The following is a 17,718-nucleotide window of genomic DNA, read 5'->3' as shown; positions in this document are numbered from 1 at the left end:
GCTTTTTCATTTTTGCCTCTGCAAATTTACGAATATTTTTACTGCATCGTTTGCGCAGGCGTATTTTTTGAAGGAATCGTAATTTTTTGACGAATTTTTTAAAAGGTTAAATTTTTAAAGTATGCAATTTTTTAACAAAAATATTAAAAATATTATAGCTGTCTGTCTTTAACAATGAAAGAATTACAATACCTGAATAAATACTTCGTAAAATATAAAATTCGATTTTTGACCGGAATTTTAATCACGATAGTTGCCCAAATTTTCTACCTATATACACCCAAATTAATATCCAACTCTATTGCAAGTATTGAAAACTACATAAAAAATAGCGAAACAGTCGATGTTAATTTCGTTCAATCACAACTCATCAAGAACATTTTATTAATTATTGCCACTACACTTCTAGCTGGATTGCTGACGTTTTTAATGCGACAAACGCTCATTGTTATGTCGCGACTGATTGAGTTCGATCTCAAAAATGAAGTATTTGTCCAATACACACGATTATCGCAACAATTCTACAAACAAAATCGTACCGGCGATTTGATGAATCGAATTAGTGAAGATGTCGGAAAAGTGCGTATGTATGTAGGGCCAGCAGTTATGTACACGATAAATACCTTCATCCGATTTGCCATCGTTATCGGATACATGTATGCCGTTTCTCCGCGTTTAACCTTGTACACACTGCTCCCCTTACCTATTCTTTCGTATGCCATCTTTAAACTAAGTACCGAAATCAACAAACGCAGTACTTTTTTTCAGCAAAACTTATCCAATTTATCGAGCTTTTCCCAGGAACTTTTTTCAGGTTTGCGTGTAGTTAAAGCATATGCACTCGAAAAGAAACAGCAACAAAAAGTGATTGCGCTTTCAGCAGAAAGTAAAACAAAGGCTATGGAATTGGCAAAATCCAACGCATTATTCGGGCCGCTGATGATAGCGTTGATTGGATTTAGCAACTTGATTGTGATTTATTTCGGCGGACTCATGTATATCAATCAGTCGGGTGGCATCATGCATATTGGGCAAATCGCCGAATTCATCTTGTATGTGAATATGCTCACTTGGCCGGTTGCCTCTTTAGGCTGGGTTTCGAGTATGGTTCAAGAAGCTGCGGCCTCACAAAAACGTATCAACGAGTTCTTGAAAATTGAATCGGAATTAAAAAGCGGCAACCAACCTTTAAAAGAAGTGCACGGCGCCTTCATCTTTGATCGGGTTTCTTATCGTTATGAAGACACCAACATTCAAGCATTGTCTGAACTAAATTTCGAGGTAAAAGCAGGGGAAACTCTTGCAATTTTTGGGAAAACAGGGAGCGGAAAATCGACACTTTTAAATTTAATTGCGCGTTTGGATGATGCCGATACGGGTTCCATAAAAATGGATACCATTAATATTAAAGATTACAACTTACAAGAATTGCGAAGTCAAATTGGTTTTGTTCCTCAAGATGCCTTTTTGTTTTCAGATACCATTGCCAATAATATACGTTTTGGTAATGAATTGGCGTCGGAAGAAGAAATTGTGCAAGCCGCAAAAATGGCTGCAGTTCATGAAAACATTGAAAATTTCGCACAACAATACGAAACGGTGCTCGGAGAACGCGGGATAACTTTATCGGGCGGACAAAAACAACGGGTGTCTTTGGCACGCGCTTTACTTAAAAATTCGCCTATTTTAGTTTTTGACGATTGTTTATCGGCTGTGGATACCGAAACGGAAGAAGAAATTTTAGATAATCTCAAAAAGTTCTCTCAAAACCGAACCACATTTATTGTAAGTCATCGGGTTAGTTCGGCGAAAAACGCTGATAAAATCTTGGTTTTGGAAGATGGAAAGATGATTCAGTTCGGAACTCCGGAAGAATTATTGGCACAAAACGGCTATTATCGCGAACTGTATTTAAAACAACTTTCGGAAAAAGAATCGGCTTAAAAGTTGACAATTCATAAAATTTTTCTCACTTTTGGTTTACTTAACATAAATTTAATACTGACCGAGGCGACCATGAGAGAAAACGAGATGCTTGAAAAAGAAGATATTTTTTCAAAAGTTTTACGTGCAGGAAGAAGGACTTATTTTTTCGATGTACGGGCAACCAAAGCCGATGACTACTACATTACCATCACTGAAAGTAAGAAGTTTACCGAAGAAGATGGATCTTTTCACTTCAAAAAACACAAAATTTATTTGTATAAGGAAGATTTTGCCGCTTTCGCTGAAATCTTAAATGATATGACGTCTTACGTTTTAAATCACAAAGGAGAAGAAGTGATTTCTGAAAGACACCAGAAAGATTTTAAACGCGAAGATCGAGATTCTGAATCAGAAACGACCCGAAGCTATACCGACATCGAATTCGACGATATTTAGAAAATCCGCCCTGAGCGGATTTTTTTATGATTTGAATTTCAATAAAATAACGAAATCGAAACCTTTTATTAAAGGAAAAGAAGCTATAAAATTTATTTTCCTAAAACCAGATTGTCCGAAACCTCGTACATGTGTAAAACCATTAATCTTAATTGCAATGAAAAAAACACATTTACGAATTGCGTTATTCGCAGTACTAAGTTTTGGAATTATGACCTCGTGCGACGATAGTGAATCAAACACTCCGCCCGTTAACGAGCAACCTGTAGGACCAAATCAAGAATTTTTTGCACTTACAGCCGGTGGCGCTCTTTTAAAAATGAATGCCAATGATACCGCTGCTGTTGCTGCCTCGGTAAGCATCAGTAATTTACTACCGGGCGAAACACTTCGTGCAATTGACTTCCGCCCTGCCACAGGCCAACTATACGGAATAAGCTCTCAATCAAGACTTTATGTAATTAATCAATTTACGGGAGCGGCTCGTGCGGTAAACACCACATCTTTCACAACACCGTTAACTGGAAATGCAGTTGGTTTCGACTTTAACCCAACTGTCGATCGTATCCGTATCGTTTCATCTTCGGGACAAAATTTACGAGCAAATCCAGAAACAGGCGCGTTAGCAGCAGTCGATGGAAACATAAGCAATTCAGCAGCACAATTAGGCTCGGCAGCTTACACGGGTAACACCGCAGGATCTACAGCAACAGCACTTTATGTAATTGATCATGTAGCGAAAACGCTGTACAAGCAAGATCCACCAAACGACGGAGTTATAACCGCTATTGGTAGTTTAGATCTACCTGAAAGTTACGCAGTTGAAGGCGGATTTGATATCGCAGCAAATAACGATACAGCGCTAGCAACCGCAAAAATCGGAACTGCTAGTAAATTACTGCAGATAAACTTAACTACCGGCAAAGCAACCGATTTAGGAACATTACCCACAGAAGTTATCTCTATTGCTATTCCAACAAATCCTGTTGCGTATGCTATCGACAACAGTAATAATTTACATATTTTCAATTTCCAAGATATCAATGGAACTATATCTAAGCCCATTACAAATTTACAAGCTGGCGAAAACATTGTTGGAATTGATATGCGGCCAGCAACGGCGCAGCTTTATGCACTTTCTTCTCTGGGCAGATTATACACCATAAATATGTCGAATGGCGCAGCAACAGCACTAGGAAGCGCCCCCGCGGTAGCTTTACAGGGAACGTCATTCGGTTTTGATTTTAATCCAACTGTCGACCGTATTCGAGTGGTTTCAGACGCAGGTCAGAATTTACGTTTAAACCCTATCGACGGCACGCTTGCTGCCACAGATGGCGCGCTAAATCCCGGAACGCCGCAAGTAACTGCTTCGGCCTACACCAATAATTTTGCAGGATCGACCTCTACCCTACTTTTCAATATAGATACCAATACCGACATGTTGTACACTCAAACTCCGCCAAACAACGGTACTTTAGTGGCTCGTGGTTCGCTTGGAGCCGATTTTACCGGAAGCGCTTCGTTCGACATTGGCGGATTAAGCAATGTAGCTTATGCCATTTTAAACTCGGCGGCTGGAACTAAAATCTACAACATTAATACCTTAACCGGTGGTGCAATGGCTGTGGGCGATTTCCCAGCCCAAGTTCGAGGCTTTGCCATTGGGTTAGGTTTTTAAGATAAAAATTGCTAAAAATTGAAATCTAAAAACGGAAAAGGTTGCCAATTATGGCAACCTTTTTTATTGGTAATGATTTGTTTAAAAAAACTATCGACGTATTACTTTACTTCACATCCATCAATTCTACATCAAAAATCAACGTAGCGTTTGGTGGAATAACGCCTCCCGCACCAGCACTTCCGTAACCTAAATGAGATGGAATTACAAAACGTGCTTTATCGCCTACTTTCAAAAGCGCAATTCCCTCATCCCAACCTTCGATCACATGACCTTCACCTAAAGGAAATTCGATAGGTCGTTTTCTTGGATACGATGAATCAAAAACTTTTCCATTATCGAGTTGTCCGGTATAGTGAACACTTACCGTTTTACCTTTCTCGGCTGCTTTACCCGAACCTTGTTGAATGAACTGATATCGTAAACCGCTTTCTGTTTTCTGAAAACCAGCGGCTAATTTTTCCATGGCAGCTTCTGCAGCTTCGCGCTCGGCCGCTAATCTCTTTTTACGATTACCTTCGAAAGTTCTGAATGCTTCCACGGCATTCCATTTCTGCGCTTCTTCACCGACGCGAACAATCTCCACTTGTTGCAATTCATCGCCTTGCGCAACGGCATCAACTACATCTTGTCCTTCAACAACATGGCCAAAAACAGTGTGCTTTCCATCTAACCAATTGGTTGGAATGTGCGTGATAAAAAATTGCGAACCATTTGTGCCCGGTCCAGCGTTTGCCATAGACAATACACCGGGACGATCGTGCTTTAAATCGGCTTTAATTTCATCGTCGAATTTGTAACCCGGACCACCTGTTCCCGTTCCTAACGGACAACCGCCCTGAATCATGAAATCAGGAATTACGCGATGAAACTTCAACCCATCGTAATACGGTTTGCCCTGCGGACGTGCCGAATTTTCAAGATTTCCTTCCGCCAAAGCAACAAAATTACCGACTGTTCCCGGAGTTTTATCGTGTGTTAACTTAACTGTAATATCGCCTTTACCTGTTTTAAAACGAGCGTAAATACCGTTTTCCATAAAATGTAGAATTGTAATTTTAGTCGTGCAAAAGTACGTAAAAGAGTTGGTAGCCAATAATTGCATTCGTTTTAATCGAGCTAAGAGTTATAAATGAAGAATGTCGCAACTAAGCGACTTTTACTACACTTTAAAAAGAGAAACTCCGAGTATGAAAAGCAATAAATTAATTCTGCATTAAACTGTAAAACAAGTAATTAATCGTACATTGGTAGCAGCGTTGCAAATTTCAAAAATGTTGAAATGAATTCTCTCTCACTTCTTTAAAACCAATAAAAGCTCCAAAAAATGAACCTACCAAATCTTTTTAAATCGGCACTAAACTGCTGCGTTCTCTTTTTTACCATTACTGGCGTCGGACAGGAGCTAAATAGGCAAAATACCTTTATTGATGCGTTGAAATTAACTGACATTTACAACAAACTGCCAAATCCAATAGACAACATTCGGTACGATGTTACTGAGCTTACTAGTAATTTTCGAAATGTCATACAACCTTACGCTAGCGATGAAAATTTGCTGAAAAACCCGTTTTTTAAAGATAAACTTATCGGAATATATCCAAAAGAGGATGAATATGTAAAAAACAATTACGTTATGGGTGATAGTTCAGCTAAAAACGTGCGCACGCTTAAAGTTGATTATTTGGAGAAAAAAATTGACTCGCAGTCGGCCAGTGGCGGAAACTGGCAAGCTATGATTATCAACGGTTTGTCGACATTTATGGCAGGCCGCTTTAAGCAAGAAGCCTTTCATGTTGGGATAGATCGGACTTTCAAAAAATTGCGCGAGAAGGACGCAACGCAGGTAAAAATCTTATTTCCAAGAACAGTAGCTCATATTGAATTGCTTTATGGCGAAGGCGAAAACTCGTACTACACAGCTGATTTAATGCTGTTGCAGCAAACAGCGCAATTGGATATTGAAAAGTTGCCCGAGAATCTTGTTTCGAATTCGGATGTTTTGATTCCAGAAATACGAAACAATCCAAAATTAAAAGATATGCTCGGATTGTCGGCTAAGCTAGTTGAATACAGTAAAAACGGAGCTTCGCTCGATAAATTAATTCGATTGCTAGCCGTGGAAGATTTTGCAAAAGACAGCAATACCAAAGATTTATTACGGTTTGCAGATTTAATTGCACAGGCCATGCTAAATCCGTCGACAAGCGCAAACTTGTGGGTAAATTTTGCTGAAATTCCGCCGCCAACGACAACAAACCTTAAAGATATTCAAGTACTGTATTTTTATGGATTGTTGTACGAACAATTGAATGCGATTCCGAGTTTTAGACCATACTTGGAATTGAAAGTTGGCGAAAATTTATCGGATTTATCTCAGAAAATCTATAAGCTATTAGGTTTTACTTCTCATTTAAATGAAGCGTATAACTATTTAAAAAACAAAAACTTTAGTTTACAAAAAAGCGAAGAGGTTTTATACTACATCAGAAATATCAATTCGAGCTATGGTCAGTTTTCAAAGGTGTTATCAGACAATAAAATTATTGATCTTCCGGCTTCGACTTTTGATTTTACCGAGAAATATCTATCGATAACCGAGTGTTTACTGAACAAAGATTACAAAAAAGCCATTCCACTTTTGATTGTACAATTTGGGAGCTACATGAGCGCAGACATGAAAAGCTTGCGCACTTTGGGATTTGTAGGACAACTGGCAACAATTGAAAGCGCTGACGAATTCGAAGCACTTTTAAGCGCTTATTCTTTGCCGATCGGAAGTTCTTCGATAAAGCGCAGAAGTGAGTTAAATGTGTCTGTAAATGGTTATGTCGGACTAACCGCGGGCTGGGAAACAGCTTATGGAACAAAAGAAAACAGTACGGCAACAAATTTAGGCTTGGCAGCACCCATTGGGTTGTCGACAACCTTTGCGAAAGGCAAAATCACAGCTTTTGTAAGTATAATCGATTTAGGTTCGGTGGTGAATCAACGATTAAATAACGACAACAATACCTATTCTAATTTGCGACTCGAGCAATTTTTTACACCGGGTATTGGCCTTTTTTACAATTTTAAAAACCTACCAATCTCTGCAGGAATGCACTTTAACTACATTCCCAATCTGCGAAAAATCACTTACAACGATGGTGTTGCAACCGTTACGGAAACGAATCGAAGTGTTAGTCGGTTAAACTTTTCGATATTGATGGATATCCCGTTTTTTACCATTTACAACAAGGAGAAGAAATAAAATTTAAGATTGTATTTTAATTAAAAAACCCAACTTTCAAGCGAAGCTTGAGTTGGGAAGAGCCGCTCTTCCTGTTTTGTTTTTAATCAAAACAAAACTTCCCTTCGCAAAACCTAAGATTGATGAAAAATCAAAATCAGAAAACTTTTAAATGATTGATTACGAGGCGTATTTTCTTTGGGATACTGTGGTATCTCAAAAAAATACAACGAAGTAAGCGGTCGTTTAAAAGTTTAGCTTGTAGTTAATTCTTTTCAAATTCCAGTAAATACAAATGAATAGCGATCTGATGACGATTTTAAATCAATCTTAGGTTTTAGGGATTACCGCTTTTCAGGCGGTGATCCTCGCGAAGGGAAAACACAAACAAATAAAAAACCCAACATTCAAGCAAAGCTTGAGTTGGGTTTTTTATTTGTTTGTGGGAAGAGCAGGATTCGAACCTGCGAAGACATAGTCAGCAGATTTACAGTCTGCCCTCGTTGGCCGCTTGAGTATCTTCCCGCTGCGGTTGCGGGCGCAAATATAACAAGTAGATTCGCCCACACAGCATATTTTTTAAGGATTTTCTGAAACTTTTTTTACTTGCTTCACAGTCAGGCATTAAAAAATTATCGAATAATCAGTTTTTGAACCGAACGCTGACTTTCCGAACGAATTTCCACGAAATACACTCCTGAAGCTAGTTCTAACTGCAGCGAATTAGCCGAAAAATTGTCGGCTTTGTAAACACGCTGCCCGCTAATATTGTAAATACTCACCGTAGCATTGTTTAAATTCTTTGTGAAATAAACAACATCTGACGCCGGATTTGGATACAATCGAACCTCATTGTTTACATAATCGGTAGTTGTTAAACTATTGTTCCATACCTGACCTAAATTGGCGCCAAAAACATATTCTGCTAAAAGCGGCATATCTACAAACGGATTTCGATTCTTCTGCCACAAATGCACAACATTATTGTGATTCATTTCAAAATCATCTGCTGTATCACTTGCATTCCATTGCAATAAAGTTTCCAAATCACCCACAAAACCTACAGGAGCGGTTGGTGGATTACCATTTACCACATTTAAGCCGTTGTAACGAACTGCCATATAAAAAAGTGCGCGAGCCACATCGCCACGCCATGAACCCAATGTATTTGCTGGACCGTTGTAATCAATACCGTAATTGCGCTCGCTTCGCAATGAGTTTTCAGGGCTGTCTTCTGCACGAATGTGATGCGCGTCTGAATGTCCTGCTAAAATATCGTCGGGACCTGTCGTATCAAATGTATCGAAACCATCGGCTGAACCCGAAGTGCCGTCTGTGAAACCGCCACGTGACTGCGGATAAATGTGCTCGCGATTCCAAAAACCTGAAGCACCGCTTGTTCCTGTTTGCTGATCTAATTTCGAACGCGATTGTTCTACGTACATCAACCATACTTGGTTAGGATTTTCTGGATTAACATCTGCTGCCTTCAAAATTTCAAAAACATCGCCGTATGTATGCTCTCGAACCAAGGTCGGATTAGCAATAATTGCCTGTATAGCTGCTTTTAATTCGTTTCCAGCTTTTCCGTTCAAGCTGTCGTAGTATCCGGCAGGAATGCTCGGAGTAACATTTCCATAAGTCGGATTTACAGGCGTTCCGTAATTTAAGGCTTGGAAATCGTTATCAACAACACGAATAATTACGTTATTGTTTAAGCGTTCGTATCCCGAAGGTAAAGCGTTAATAAACAAACGGGCATCTTCATCGCCTTCGTCAAACGAATCGTCTATAAATGTAATTGACATTACCGCCGATTGACTTCCTGCAGCAAATGAAACCGTTGTTGTTGTTTGATAATCTGAGGCTGTAAAACCACCGTTCTCCAAAGTAAAAGTAAACGTAAACGCCGATTGAGCCGGTTGTTGCAACGAAAATGTAAGTGTAACAGTACTTCCTTCGGTTACGTTCGTTGCTGATAGCTGTGCTGTTAAGCCATTTGCCAAACTTCCGCTACCGTCGTTCGGAGCTCCTGGTGTAGGCGCTTTCACCTCATACGTTCCGTCGTTTTTTCGTTGAATACTTTCTGTTTGCGACGAACCATTTACACCTTCATTTATTTGCTCGGTTAAACCTAAAGCTGCTAATAAGCTCGTTGCATCCGGATCGTTGGTATCGTATGCTAAAGCAGAAATTAGATTCGTATTGGTACAAGGCGTATTCAATGGCCAATCGCTGGCATTTCCCAAATAAATTGCAACGGCATCCGCACCGTTTTGAAAAGTGTTGTCTGGAAGAATTTGATCTGGAAACGGACTCAATCCTTGATTACCAATCAGAATAATGCCATCGCTGTCGGTGGTAAATCCGTCTAAGTCCATCGCAAAATAAGATGGATTGTTAGGTTGACCGCCATTAAATGCTACCAAAACATAGCCATTTAACGATTGATTGGGATTAAGAGTCTTGAGTTCGATAAACTCTAAAACATCGGTTCCAGGTGTATCGGCGTCTAATTCATTAATAAATATTTGCGCTTGCGCGGAAACGCATACTAAAAGCAGGCAAATAAACTTGCCCCAGAATTTTTTCATGCCACTGAAAATTAAGACGACAAAGGTACACAACCCTTTTTAGATACTTCGGTCTGACAATTATAAATTTAGCGAAGCAGTTGTGACTGAATAATCAAATGCAAATAGTACTTTTGCACCTCAAAAAAAAGGAATGAAGAAGATTGTTGCGTACCGTGCGCTTTTAGAAGTAGATAAAAATGTAACGCTTAAGGAACTGAAAACCATTTATCGAAATGCGATGAAAGACGCGCATCCAGATAAGTTTCAAGGCGACGACGAAGGTTTAAAAGTAGCCGAAGAACGCAGCAAACAAATTATCGAAGCATACCATCATTTGGTTTCGATTAATCCAGAAACGCGTGAAGTACAAATGCCGGAATTCCAAGAAACGGTAGCCAAACAAACACTGATTGACTACGATTTCGTGGACGGACGCTTGGTTGTGAAATTCGATAATGGCATCAAATACGAGTTTATTAGCGTTCCAAAAGCTACTTACGTGAAAATGGTTAATGCCGACTCCCCTGCCCGATTTGCCAAGCGCCATATCTTCCCAAGTTTTGTTTGGCGCAAAGTTTCTAATGAAGACTAGTTTTTCTTGGGCTTTCGCCGAAGTTAACGAATGAGTTTAGGATGGGTTTTCGTCCAAGTAGCGCTCCTTGAATACATTGATGTGATGCTGTTGATGGCCTAGAATGATGAATCCTAACGCGCGAACGGAAACAGCTTTGTCGGAAGCCGTGCCTACATTTTGTAACTGTGCAGGTTTAAAACTCTTGAACAGCGCTAATGTACTTTGACGCACTAAAGCAAATTCCGTCAGCAATTCTTGAAGATGGCGATTATTGGCGTTTGTATTTTCAGCGAATAAATTCTCATCGTAACCGGGCAAAGCGGTTTGATCGCCGCGACCTATACGCAACGCACGGTATGCAAATACACGTTCGGCATCAATGATGTGTTGAATGATATCTTTTAATGACCATTTTCCAGGCGCATAGCGGTAATCGTGTTTTCCCAGAGGGACGTTTTGCACAAAGTGAATAAACTCGTGCTGCTTGATTTCCAAATTATCGAAAAGTTCGATGTTTTCTAAAGCTGTGATGTAACGCGCGTAGAAATCGGCGTATTCGTTGATGGGAAGTTGATCTTTAAACATATTTTAAATGAGTATATAAGTTAACATAGCGCTTACGCAGAATTGCGACTGGCGTTTGTGTTTCCAAACAGTGAACGGGAAATAAGTTTTTCGTATTTCGCAAACGTTTCGGCGTCTATTTGCTGTTCGGTGGCTTGTACTTGCATCATCGCGTATTGCTGAATTACTAAAAGTGGTCGTGCAATTTCCTCACGTGCCTGAACGGAGGCCTCACCTACCGGATAATTTTCCATTAAAGTTTGCTGATCCGAAAGTTCGAGTAATAGCGATTTGCTGAGTAGATATTCGTCGTAAATCAGTTGCCAAAACGCACCGTATTTCGCATCGTTTTGCATGTATTTAGTTAGTGAAAAATACGACTTTGCGAGCGACATCATGCTGTTTTCGAGCAATGTTTTAAAGAAGAGCGAACGCGAAAACAACTCTTGCACGTTTTGCCATTTGCCTGAATCTTTTGCGTGTTTTAAAGCTGTTCCGACGCCAAAAAATCCGGGAACGTTTTGTTTAAGCTGGCTCCACGAACCCACAAACGGAATAGCGCGTAAATCTTGCAACTGCAATTTTGTGTCGGCTTTTCGTTTTGCGGGTCGGCTACCGATATTGAGTTGCGAAAAGTACTTCAAGGTGCTTCGTTCTTCGAGATACGGTACAAACAAGTCGTGATTTTTAAACGAATCGTATTTGGCATGACCAACACGAGCTAAATCGTCTAGCAACTCTTGATCGGCGGCGCTTAGAACTTGTGTATCGCGGTAATCGGTTGTATTTCTAAAACCAGCAGAAAGCAAATTTTCGAGATTGAATTTACACGAATCGAGTGTTCCGAAAGTCGAACTTACGGTTTGCCCTTGAATGGTAATCTGAATTTCGCGATTCGCAATTTCTTTACCTAAACCGGCGTAAAATTGATGTGTTCGGCCGCCGCCACGCGCAGGAGGACCGCCGCGACCGTCGAAAAACAAAACCTGAATGCCATATTGTTCTGACATGCGTGTAATTTCGAGTTTGGCTTTATAAATACTCCAATTTGCCATGAGATAACCGCCGTCTTTGGTGCCGTCTGAAAATCCGAGCATGACCGTTTGTAGGTTTCCACGTGCTTGCAAATGCGTTCTGTAGCCTGTGTGCGTGTACAAGCGCTCCATGATTGCGGCTGCGCGCGACAAGTCGGAAATAACTTCGAATAAAGGAACGATATCAATGGGCGCTTGTTCGTTGGCGGATAATCGTAAGGCGTAGTGAATAATTTGATGTACGTCGAGCACATCGTTATCGCTTTCACAATTGCTTATGATGTATCGATGGCAAGTATCATGACCGTTGAGCTCTTGTAAACGAATCATGGTTTTTACCGATTCTAAAGTATCATTTTCGATGTCGGTGAAGTCGGTTTTTTGTTGCTTCAACTTGTCGACTAAGCCTCTGTGAATTTTACTATTTTGACGTACATCTAGCGTGGCAAAATGAAACTTAAATAAACGCACTTTGGTTAATAGCAACTGTATGTTTTCAAGATAAATACCTTGATGTTTCTCAACTAATAGTTTATTTATTTCCTCAAGTCGTTCAACCAAATAATCGTAAGTAATAAAATTAGGTTCTGCGTTATAAAAAACGGTTCGATAGAGTCGGTGTTCGATATCGGCAATGATATCGGTTACGCCCGAAAAGGTAAGTTTCCGTTTGAGTTTTCGAATGTCTTGATAGTAACATTTTAAGATTGATGTTCGCAAACGCATGCCGACTTCGAAAGTAGCTTGTGCCGTCACAAACGGATTCCCGTCGCGGTCGCCGCCGGGCCAAAATCCGAAACCCAGTACGTTGTGATCGATTAGTTGTAGGCGTTCGAGATCGAAGGTGATTTCGGCCGCGCTGTGGTAGCAAACGTTTTCAAGATACCAGATTAGCGACGTAGCTTCGTTAAACGGACTCGGTTTTTCTTTACGAATGAAAGGTGTTTTGCCTAATTGTGTTAGCAAGGATTTGATTTCAAACAAGTCGTCTTTTTTCAAAGCGCAGGTTAAATCGGTTATGATTCCGAGTACCGAACCGGGATAGAATTGCGTGGGATGCGCCGTTAAAATGATTTTCGTCTTGAAATTTGCTGCTGTTTTTTTTAGTTTTTTTAAGTCGGTGTTTTCGAGCAGATGCGCCAAAGTTCCCGGACCGTTTAAGTTGTTAACTTCCGCAAAACCCGCATCTTCCACGGCATCGAACAGTACAATTTGTCGTTCGATGTATTGAATAAATCGGAATAGTAAATCGATTTGTGCCGATTCGGGTTTATCGGGAAAGTACTGTTGGAAGAATTGCGAAACGATTTCTTTTGGAGAAAGTTCGTTTTCGAGTCCGTGGCTACAGCTTTCGGCGAATAGCGGCAGAAGCGCTCCGGTATTGTCGATCGCATCGAAAGGCAGTGTGATAAACAAGCTGTTGTATAAATCGTAGCGTGCTTTTACGCGTTTTTGAAACGTTTGCAGAGGCGAATTGTGGTACATGGCTTACAGGTGCAACGGGTGAGATGCCAAGATACGAAATGGAAACGTTTTTTTGTGCACTTTTTCCGTGTTAGCGGTTGGAGCGACATCCTTTTGCCGGAGTTCCGCAGGCAAAAGATACAGCGGAAGACGCGACGGCAAAAGCGCGGCTTGGGTTTCGCCGGGCTTTTGCCGGAACACCCAAATAATAACAATTAGAATTTTAAATTTTGAAAATAAGCTGTTTACATTGATTTTTCTTGCAATAAAAAAACCGATGCGGTGAAACATCGGTTTTGGAATTTAAAGCGCGGAGGCTTACATATTTTTGAAGATGGTGTGCATTAAACGTTTTTTGTCGTTGATGCTTTCTTCGAGCGAAATCATGGTTTCTGTGCGGTATACGCCTTCGATATCGTCGATCATGAAGATAACGTCTTTTGCGTGTTTGGTGTCTTTTGCACGGATTTTACAGAAAATGTTGAATTTTCCGGTGGTTACGTGTGCTACGGTTACGAATGGGATTTCGTTGATGCGCTCGAGAACGAATTTGGTTTGCGAGGTGTTGTTGAGGAACACACCTACGTAAGCGATGAATGAATATCCAAGTTTCTCATAATCAAGCGTTAATGAAGAACCCATGATGATACCGGCGTCTTCCATTTTTTTAACGCGTACGTGCACGGTTCCGGCTGAAATCAGCAATTTTTTCGCGATATCGGTAAAAGGCACTCTGGTGTTATCAATTAACATATCCAGAATCTGATGATCTACTTCGTCTAATCTGAACTTACTCATATTCTTGTGTTTGTCTGTTGTCTGCAATTACGTGTCCGTTGCGGATTTGCTGGTTTCCGACGGTAAAGTTTGCATCAACATTCGAACTTTCGAGTAAATCGTTGTAATTCAGTTGCCCCACTTCACCGTTGAAATCGTAAGTTTTGTGACCTACGAAAATTGCGTTTTCTTCTAATTTTCTGAGTTTAGCTCTGAAAAATATCGAATTTTCTGCAAATTCCTCAACGAACTGAGCGGCAAAATTGATTAAAAAATCTGAATTAGCATAATTTATTTTGACGTTTTTATAAACAATGTCAAAAAATAGGGGTCGATTTTGCGGAATTTTTAAGTATTCCGAAATTTCAGTGTCAACTATAACGTTTTCGTGATAATTTGTGAGTGTTGATAATAATGCAACGAAAATGAGATTTCGGGTTTTTTCGCGCTGATAATCGTTTGGAAAGTGACCGGCTTCGATAAGAATCGTTGGAGTTCCGAGGTTTTGAAAGGTATCGCCGGTGCAATTCAGGTTAAAACTGTCGTCGAAACGCCCAACTTGATTGGGAATGAAGTTTTGAAGTTCTCGATTTATGACATTGATATAGTGTACTGCTTCGAGTCGGTTTCGGTTAAAATCGCGTTCCGGATTAAAAGCAGGCGCCAGTAACGAGACAGTTGCTGGATTGATTTCTGGAGTTTCGACACCAAATATAGTGCGTTGATCGTGCAGATTTAAGCACAACTGAGGCTTGAAGAGCTGGTATACGTGGCGTAAAAACCGACTTTCAGGTTGCGAGAGTTCTTGTGCATCGCGATTTAAATCGATTTTATTGGCGTTTTCGCGGGTGTAGCGATGAGCGCCGTCGGGATTGAGCATAGGAATGATCCCGAGTTGCAGATCGTGTTGTGCGAGGAAATCCGGATTGGCTTTTAGGAAGCAAATGAGATCGACCACCGCCTTGGTAGTTGTTGACTCGTTTCCGTGCATTTGCGACCACATGAGAATGCGTTTGGAGCCCGAGCCGAATTTAAGAAACGGAATGGGTCGTTCTTCTACCGAAAACCCAAGCATACTTTTTTGCACTTTGTATTCTAAAAGAAAAGCGCTGATCATTTCGAAATTTAGATACCTACCGCTGATACCGGAGTAGGTGAACTGTTTGGCGAGATCTAAGAAATTAGGCTTTGTCATGCTGTAAAAGTACAAAAAGGATAGTTTACAATTGTAAACATTCGCAAACACTATTATTTATAAATATTTGTTTACATTTGTAAATAGTAAGGAAGAAATGTAAATTTATAAGCGCATATAATATATAAATTATTGTTTTTCAGTATTTTGAATATTATTATATAAAGTAATGGATTTAGTTACTAAATATCAGACGCTAATCAAAGAATAAAGACAATTAGTTATGGATTCAATCGACGAAATAGCCGAGCGCATTAAAGAAGTAATGCATCGTATGAGTGAAAGTCCGACGAGTTTTGCCGATAAATTACAAGTGCAACGTTCGTCGATTTCCCACATTTTATCCGGACGAAACAAACCCAGTTTAGATTTCGTTTTGAAGTTGTTGCACGCCTACCCGAGTATTTCGGCCGACTATATTTTATTTGGAACGGCTGTTGAAACGATTCAGAAAAACAACACAGAAACCGATTTGGACACCAACAATGAGACAACGACGCCTTCAGCAGTTGCTGCGGTATCATCGTCGAATCGCGACAAGAAATTGAAACAAGTGGTTTTATTTTACGAAGACGGAACATTTAGTACGTACTTACCGCAAGCCACCGAATAAAAACAAGAAAGCCCCGGCATAACCGAGGCTCCCTGACCAATAAAACAAACACAAAAATCAAGCGTAGTAACCTAACGAACGTCCGACTAAAAATCGGAATAAATCACTCTAAACTATTGTAAGACAGCTTTTTTATAACTAATTGCTTTTTTAACCTAAACATTTTACAGTAGCTTATTCTGCTGGTTTTCTTCAGATCATTTTGCATTAGAAAGAAATCCGCTTGATAAACACCCGTTTAGCTGTTTTTCTTACTATGATTTTTAGATCGGACTCTCGTTAACCTAAAATCTTTCTTATGTTTACATTTACGAGAATAGATTTAATTTGGTTTTTTATCAGCGCTGTTTTTTGATAAATTTTTTAAAAAATCGTTTCCACACGCAAAAAACCAGTTTAAAACCAAAGTATTTTTGATATAAGCACCGCAGGTAAAACATTTATGTCCATACAGCCTACTCTTCTACAAAAACTTAAAAGTTATTTCGTTCCCGTTTGTGTGGAGCGTTTTCAATCGGATTACAACGGGCTCATCGAAATAAACTGCGTGTCGGGAAAACTCGTCGTAGATTCCGAAAACACCAATTACAGTTATGGTTCGTTGCAGAAAATTCTGAAATACGGACTGATACATGTGGGCTATTCACGCATCCGACGTATGGAGCGCATTTTGGTGCTCGGATTAGCTGGCGGCAGTATTTTGGAAACTTTGCAACGCGACGTACGGTTTGAAGGCGCCGTTACCTGTGTAGATATCGATCGAACGCTTGTGGAACGGCTCCAGAGTTGCTACGCGTATGAGACGAATCAAAACGTTTCTATAGTATTTGCCGACGCATTTGATTTCGTACTGCGAAATACCGAAAAATACGATTTAGTGATCGTCGATATTTTTATAGACACGAAGCTGCCCGACTTTCTATTCGAACTGCATTTTCTGAAAAAACTATTTGCCGACATGCCCGCCAAGGGAATACTGCTTTTCAACACAATGGTGCTCACTACCGCCGACAGAGCCCGCAACGACCGCTATTTAAGAGATATTGCCGCTTTGGGTCTCGAACCCGAACTCCTTACCAAAGTAGAACCACATACCGAATTGATTTGTATTGAGAAGAGGTAATGGGAAGATTGAAAGATTGAAAGATTGAAAGATTGAAAGATTGAAAGATTGAAAGATTGAAAGATTGAAAGATTGGCCTTCGACAGGCTCAGGCGCCGAACGACGATACGTTGGTTAGGATGGGCAAAACAATACGAAAGATGGCGAACGTCACGAAGTCTTAATACTCAAATCTTAATACCACAGCAGTTCCCCTTTGCGAACTTTGCGTAAACCTCTGCGAACTTTGCGGTTAGCCTTCGACAAGCTCAGGCACCGGTCTGCGACAAGCTCCTACTGTGATGGAGCACAATGTTTTACTAAGTGTTTCACAATGGGCACCACGCTGCCTTCGACCAGCTCACGTACCAGCTTTTTAAGCGCACGGAAAACAATGAACCTCACAGAATTTTGCGCAATAGGGTACCGTTGAGGAAAACACAGAACGTGTCAAGCCACCAAAAAATCGCACCAGCCTTAGTCAGGCTCAGGCAACGACGATTCGTGGGTTTGGTTAGGTAAAG

14 protein-coding genes and 1 tRNA gene are annotated in these 17,718 nt (G+C 40.3%); 7 read left to right on the top strand and 8 right to left on the bottom strand.

The features are described from left to right. The first annotated feature begins 174 nt into the window (after nucleotides 1–174). The 3 genes from Q0064_RS03445 to Q0064_RS03435 all read left to right on the top strand — a co-directional run bounded on the left by Q0064_RS03445 (nucleotide 175) and on the right by Q0064_RS03435 (nucleotide 4,063). Entirely contained in the window at nucleotides 175–1,944 is a 1,770-nt protein-coding gene (locus Q0064_RS03445; RefSeq protein WP_298144344.1) for an ABC transporter ATP-binding protein, read from the top strand. Nucleotides 1,945–2,016: 72 nt separating this feature from the next. Next, nucleotides 2,017–2,382, top strand: coding sequence for a PUR family DNA/RNA-binding protein (locus Q0064_RS03440; protein ID WP_298144343.1), 366 nt, complete (start codon nucleotides 2,017–2,019; stop codon nucleotides 2,380–2,382). Between the two features lie 157 nt (nucleotides 2,383–2,539). Then, a complete protein-coding gene (locus tag Q0064_RS03435; protein WP_298144340.1) occupies nucleotides 2,540–4,063 on the top strand; it encodes a DUF4394 domain-containing protein in 1,524 nt (507 codons plus the stop codon). A 106-nt stretch (nucleotides 4,064–4,169) separates the two neighbouring features. On the opposite strand, the gene Q0064_RS03430 is transcribed toward Q0064_RS03435, so the two are convergent. Then, a complete protein-coding gene (locus tag Q0064_RS03430) occupies nucleotides 4,170–5,102 on the bottom strand; it encodes a peptidylprolyl isomerase (RefSeq protein WP_094485409.1) in 933 nt (310 codons plus the stop codon). Nucleotides 5,103–5,390: 288 nt separating this feature from the next. On the opposite strand from Q0064_RS03430, the gene Q0064_RS03425 reads away from it, so the two are divergent. Beyond that, on the top strand, nucleotides 5,391–7,316 hold the full coding sequence (locus Q0064_RS03425; protein WP_298144322.1) for a hypothetical protein: 1,926 nt from the start codon (nucleotides 5,391–5,393) through the stop codon (nucleotides 7,314–7,316). Nucleotides 7,317–7,738: 422 nt separating this feature from the next. Here the strand turns inward: Q0064_RS03425 and Q0064_RS03420 are convergent. Both Q0064_RS03420 and Q0064_RS03415 read right to left on the bottom strand, forming a co-directional pair. After that, nucleotides 7,739–7,820, bottom strand: a tRNA-Tyr gene (locus tag Q0064_RS03420). A 107-nt stretch (nucleotides 7,821–7,927) separates the two neighbouring features. After that, nucleotides 7,928–9,889, bottom strand: a complete 1,962-nt coding sequence (locus Q0064_RS03415; protein ID WP_298144319.1) for an endonuclease — start codon at nucleotides 9,887–9,889, stop codon at nucleotides 7,928–7,930. Nucleotides 9,890–10,022: 133 nt separating this feature from the next. Here Q0064_RS03415 and Q0064_RS03410 point away from each other — a divergent pair, with 133 nt between their 5' ends. Further along, nucleotides 10,023–10,463 (top strand): KTSC domain-containing protein, encoded by a 441-nt coding sequence (locus Q0064_RS03410; RefSeq protein WP_298144316.1) that lies wholly within the window; start codon nucleotides 10,023–10,025, stop codon nucleotides 10,461–10,463. Between the two features lie 36 nt (nucleotides 10,464–10,499). Here the strand turns inward: Q0064_RS03410 and Q0064_RS03405 are convergent, their stop codons facing one another. Genes Q0064_RS03405 through Q0064_RS03385 form a run of 5 tightly spaced genes read right to left on the bottom strand, consistent with a single transcriptional unit; the run spans nucleotide 10,500 to nucleotide 15,479 of the window. Continuing rightward, nucleotides 10,500–11,030: a DinB family protein gene (locus Q0064_RS03405; protein WP_298144313.1), complete on the bottom strand. Its 531-nt coding sequence runs from the start codon at nucleotides 11,028–11,030 to the stop codon at nucleotides 10,500–10,502. Between the two features lie 32 nt (nucleotides 11,031–11,062). After that, nucleotides 11,063–13,528, bottom strand: a complete 2,466-nt coding sequence (locus Q0064_RS03400) for a phosphoenolpyruvate carboxylase (RefSeq protein ID WP_298144311.1) — start codon at nucleotides 13,526–13,528, stop codon at nucleotides 11,063–11,065. 3 nt (nucleotides 13,529–13,531) lie between these two features. After that, complete coding sequence (locus Q0064_RS03395; RefSeq protein WP_298144308.1) at nucleotides 13,532–13,798, bottom strand: hypothetical protein; 267 nt, start codon at nucleotides 13,796–13,798, stop codon at nucleotides 13,532–13,534. 27 nt (nucleotides 13,799–13,825) lie between these two features. After that, nucleotides 13,826–14,305 (bottom strand): winged helix-turn-helix transcriptional regulator, encoded by a 480-nt coding sequence (locus Q0064_RS03390; protein WP_091140893.1) that lies wholly within the window; start codon nucleotides 14,303–14,305, stop codon nucleotides 13,826–13,828. Continuing rightward, entirely contained in the window at nucleotides 14,298–15,479 is a 1,182-nt protein-coding gene (locus Q0064_RS03385; protein ID WP_298144293.1) for a M14 family zinc carboxypeptidase, read from the bottom strand. Before Q0064_RS03385 ends, Q0064_RS03390 begins: the two co-directional genes overlap by 8 nt. Nucleotides 15,480–15,702: 223 nt before the next feature. On the opposite strand from Q0064_RS03385, the gene Q0064_RS03380 reads away from it, so the two are divergent. Together Q0064_RS03380 and Q0064_RS03375 are read left to right on the top strand one after the other, a co-directional pair. Beyond that, the gene (locus tag Q0064_RS03380; protein ID WP_298144290.1) at nucleotides 15,703–16,092 is read left to right on the top strand and encodes a helix-turn-helix transcriptional regulator; all 390 of its coding nucleotides are present in this window, start codon (nucleotides 15,703–15,705) and stop codon (nucleotides 16,090–16,092) included. A gap of 442 nt (nucleotides 16,093–16,534) precedes the next feature. Continuing rightward, on the top strand, nucleotides 16,535–17,215 hold the full coding sequence (locus Q0064_RS03375) for a spermidine synthase (protein WP_298144287.1): 681 nt from the start codon (nucleotides 16,535–16,537) through the stop codon (nucleotides 17,213–17,215). The last annotated feature ends 503 nt before the right edge of the window (nucleotides 17,216–17,718 follow it).

The sequence above is a fragment of the Flavobacterium sp. genome, assembly GCF_027490375.1.
GTDB lineage: Bacteria > Bacteroidota > Bacteroidia > Flavobacteriales > Flavobacteriaceae > Flavobacterium.
The sequence above is the reverse complement of the archived record's forward strand: the minus strand, read 5'-3'. Positions and strand labels throughout refer to the sequence as shown.

Bases quoted from the DNA above. Each gene is read 5' to 3' on its own strand.
- Q0064_RS03425 (WP_298144322.1), top strand. From the start codon at position 5,391: ATGAACCTACCAAATCTTTTTAAATCGGCACTAAACTGCTGCGTTCTC.
- Q0064_RS03390 (WP_091140893.1), bottom strand. From the start codon at position 14,305: ATGAGTAAGTTCAGATTAGACGAAGTAGATCATCAGATTCTGGATATG.
- Q0064_RS03430 (WP_094485409.1), bottom strand. From the start codon at position 5,102: ATGGAAAACGGTATTTACGCTCGTTTTAAAACAGGTAAAGGCGATATT.
- Q0064_RS03435 (WP_298144340.1), top strand. From the start codon at position 2,540: ATGAAAAAAACACATTTACGAATTGCGTTATTCGCAGTACTAAGTTTT.
- Q0064_RS03385 (WP_298144293.1), bottom strand. From the start codon at position 15,479: ATGACAAAGCCTAATTTCTTAGATCTCGCCAAACAGTTCACCTACTCC.
- Q0064_RS03410 (WP_298144316.1), top strand. From the start codon at position 10,023: ATGAAGAAGATTGTTGCGTACCGTGCGCTTTTAGAAGTAGATAAAAAT.
- Q0064_RS03380 (WP_298144290.1), top strand. From the start codon at position 15,703: ATGGATTCAATCGACGAAATAGCCGAGCGCATTAAAGAAGTAATGCAT.
- Q0064_RS03395 (WP_298144308.1), bottom strand. From the start codon at position 13,798: ATGTTTCACCGCATCGGTTTTTTTATTGCAAGAAAAATCAATGTAAAC.
- Q0064_RS03445 (WP_298144344.1), top strand. From the start codon at position 175: ATGAAAGAATTACAATACCTGAATAAATACTTCGTAAAATATAAAATT.
- Q0064_RS03405 (WP_298144313.1), bottom strand. From the start codon at position 11,030: ATGTTTAAAGATCAACTTCCCATCAACGAATACGCCGATTTCTACGCG.
- Q0064_RS03415 (WP_298144319.1), bottom strand. From the start codon at position 9,889: ATGAAAAAATTCTGGGGCAAGTTTATTTGCCTGCTTTTAGTATGCGTT.
- Q0064_RS03375 (WP_298144287.1), top strand. From the start codon at position 16,535: ATGTCCATACAGCCTACTCTTCTACAAAAACTTAAAAGTTATTTCGTT.
- Q0064_RS03440 (WP_298144343.1), top strand. From the start codon at position 2,017: ATGAGAGAAAACGAGATGCTTGAAAAAGAAGATATTTTTTCAAAAGTT.
- Q0064_RS03400 (WP_298144311.1), bottom strand. From the start codon at position 13,528: ATGTACCACAATTCGCCTCTGCAAACGTTTCAAAAACGCGTAAAAGCA.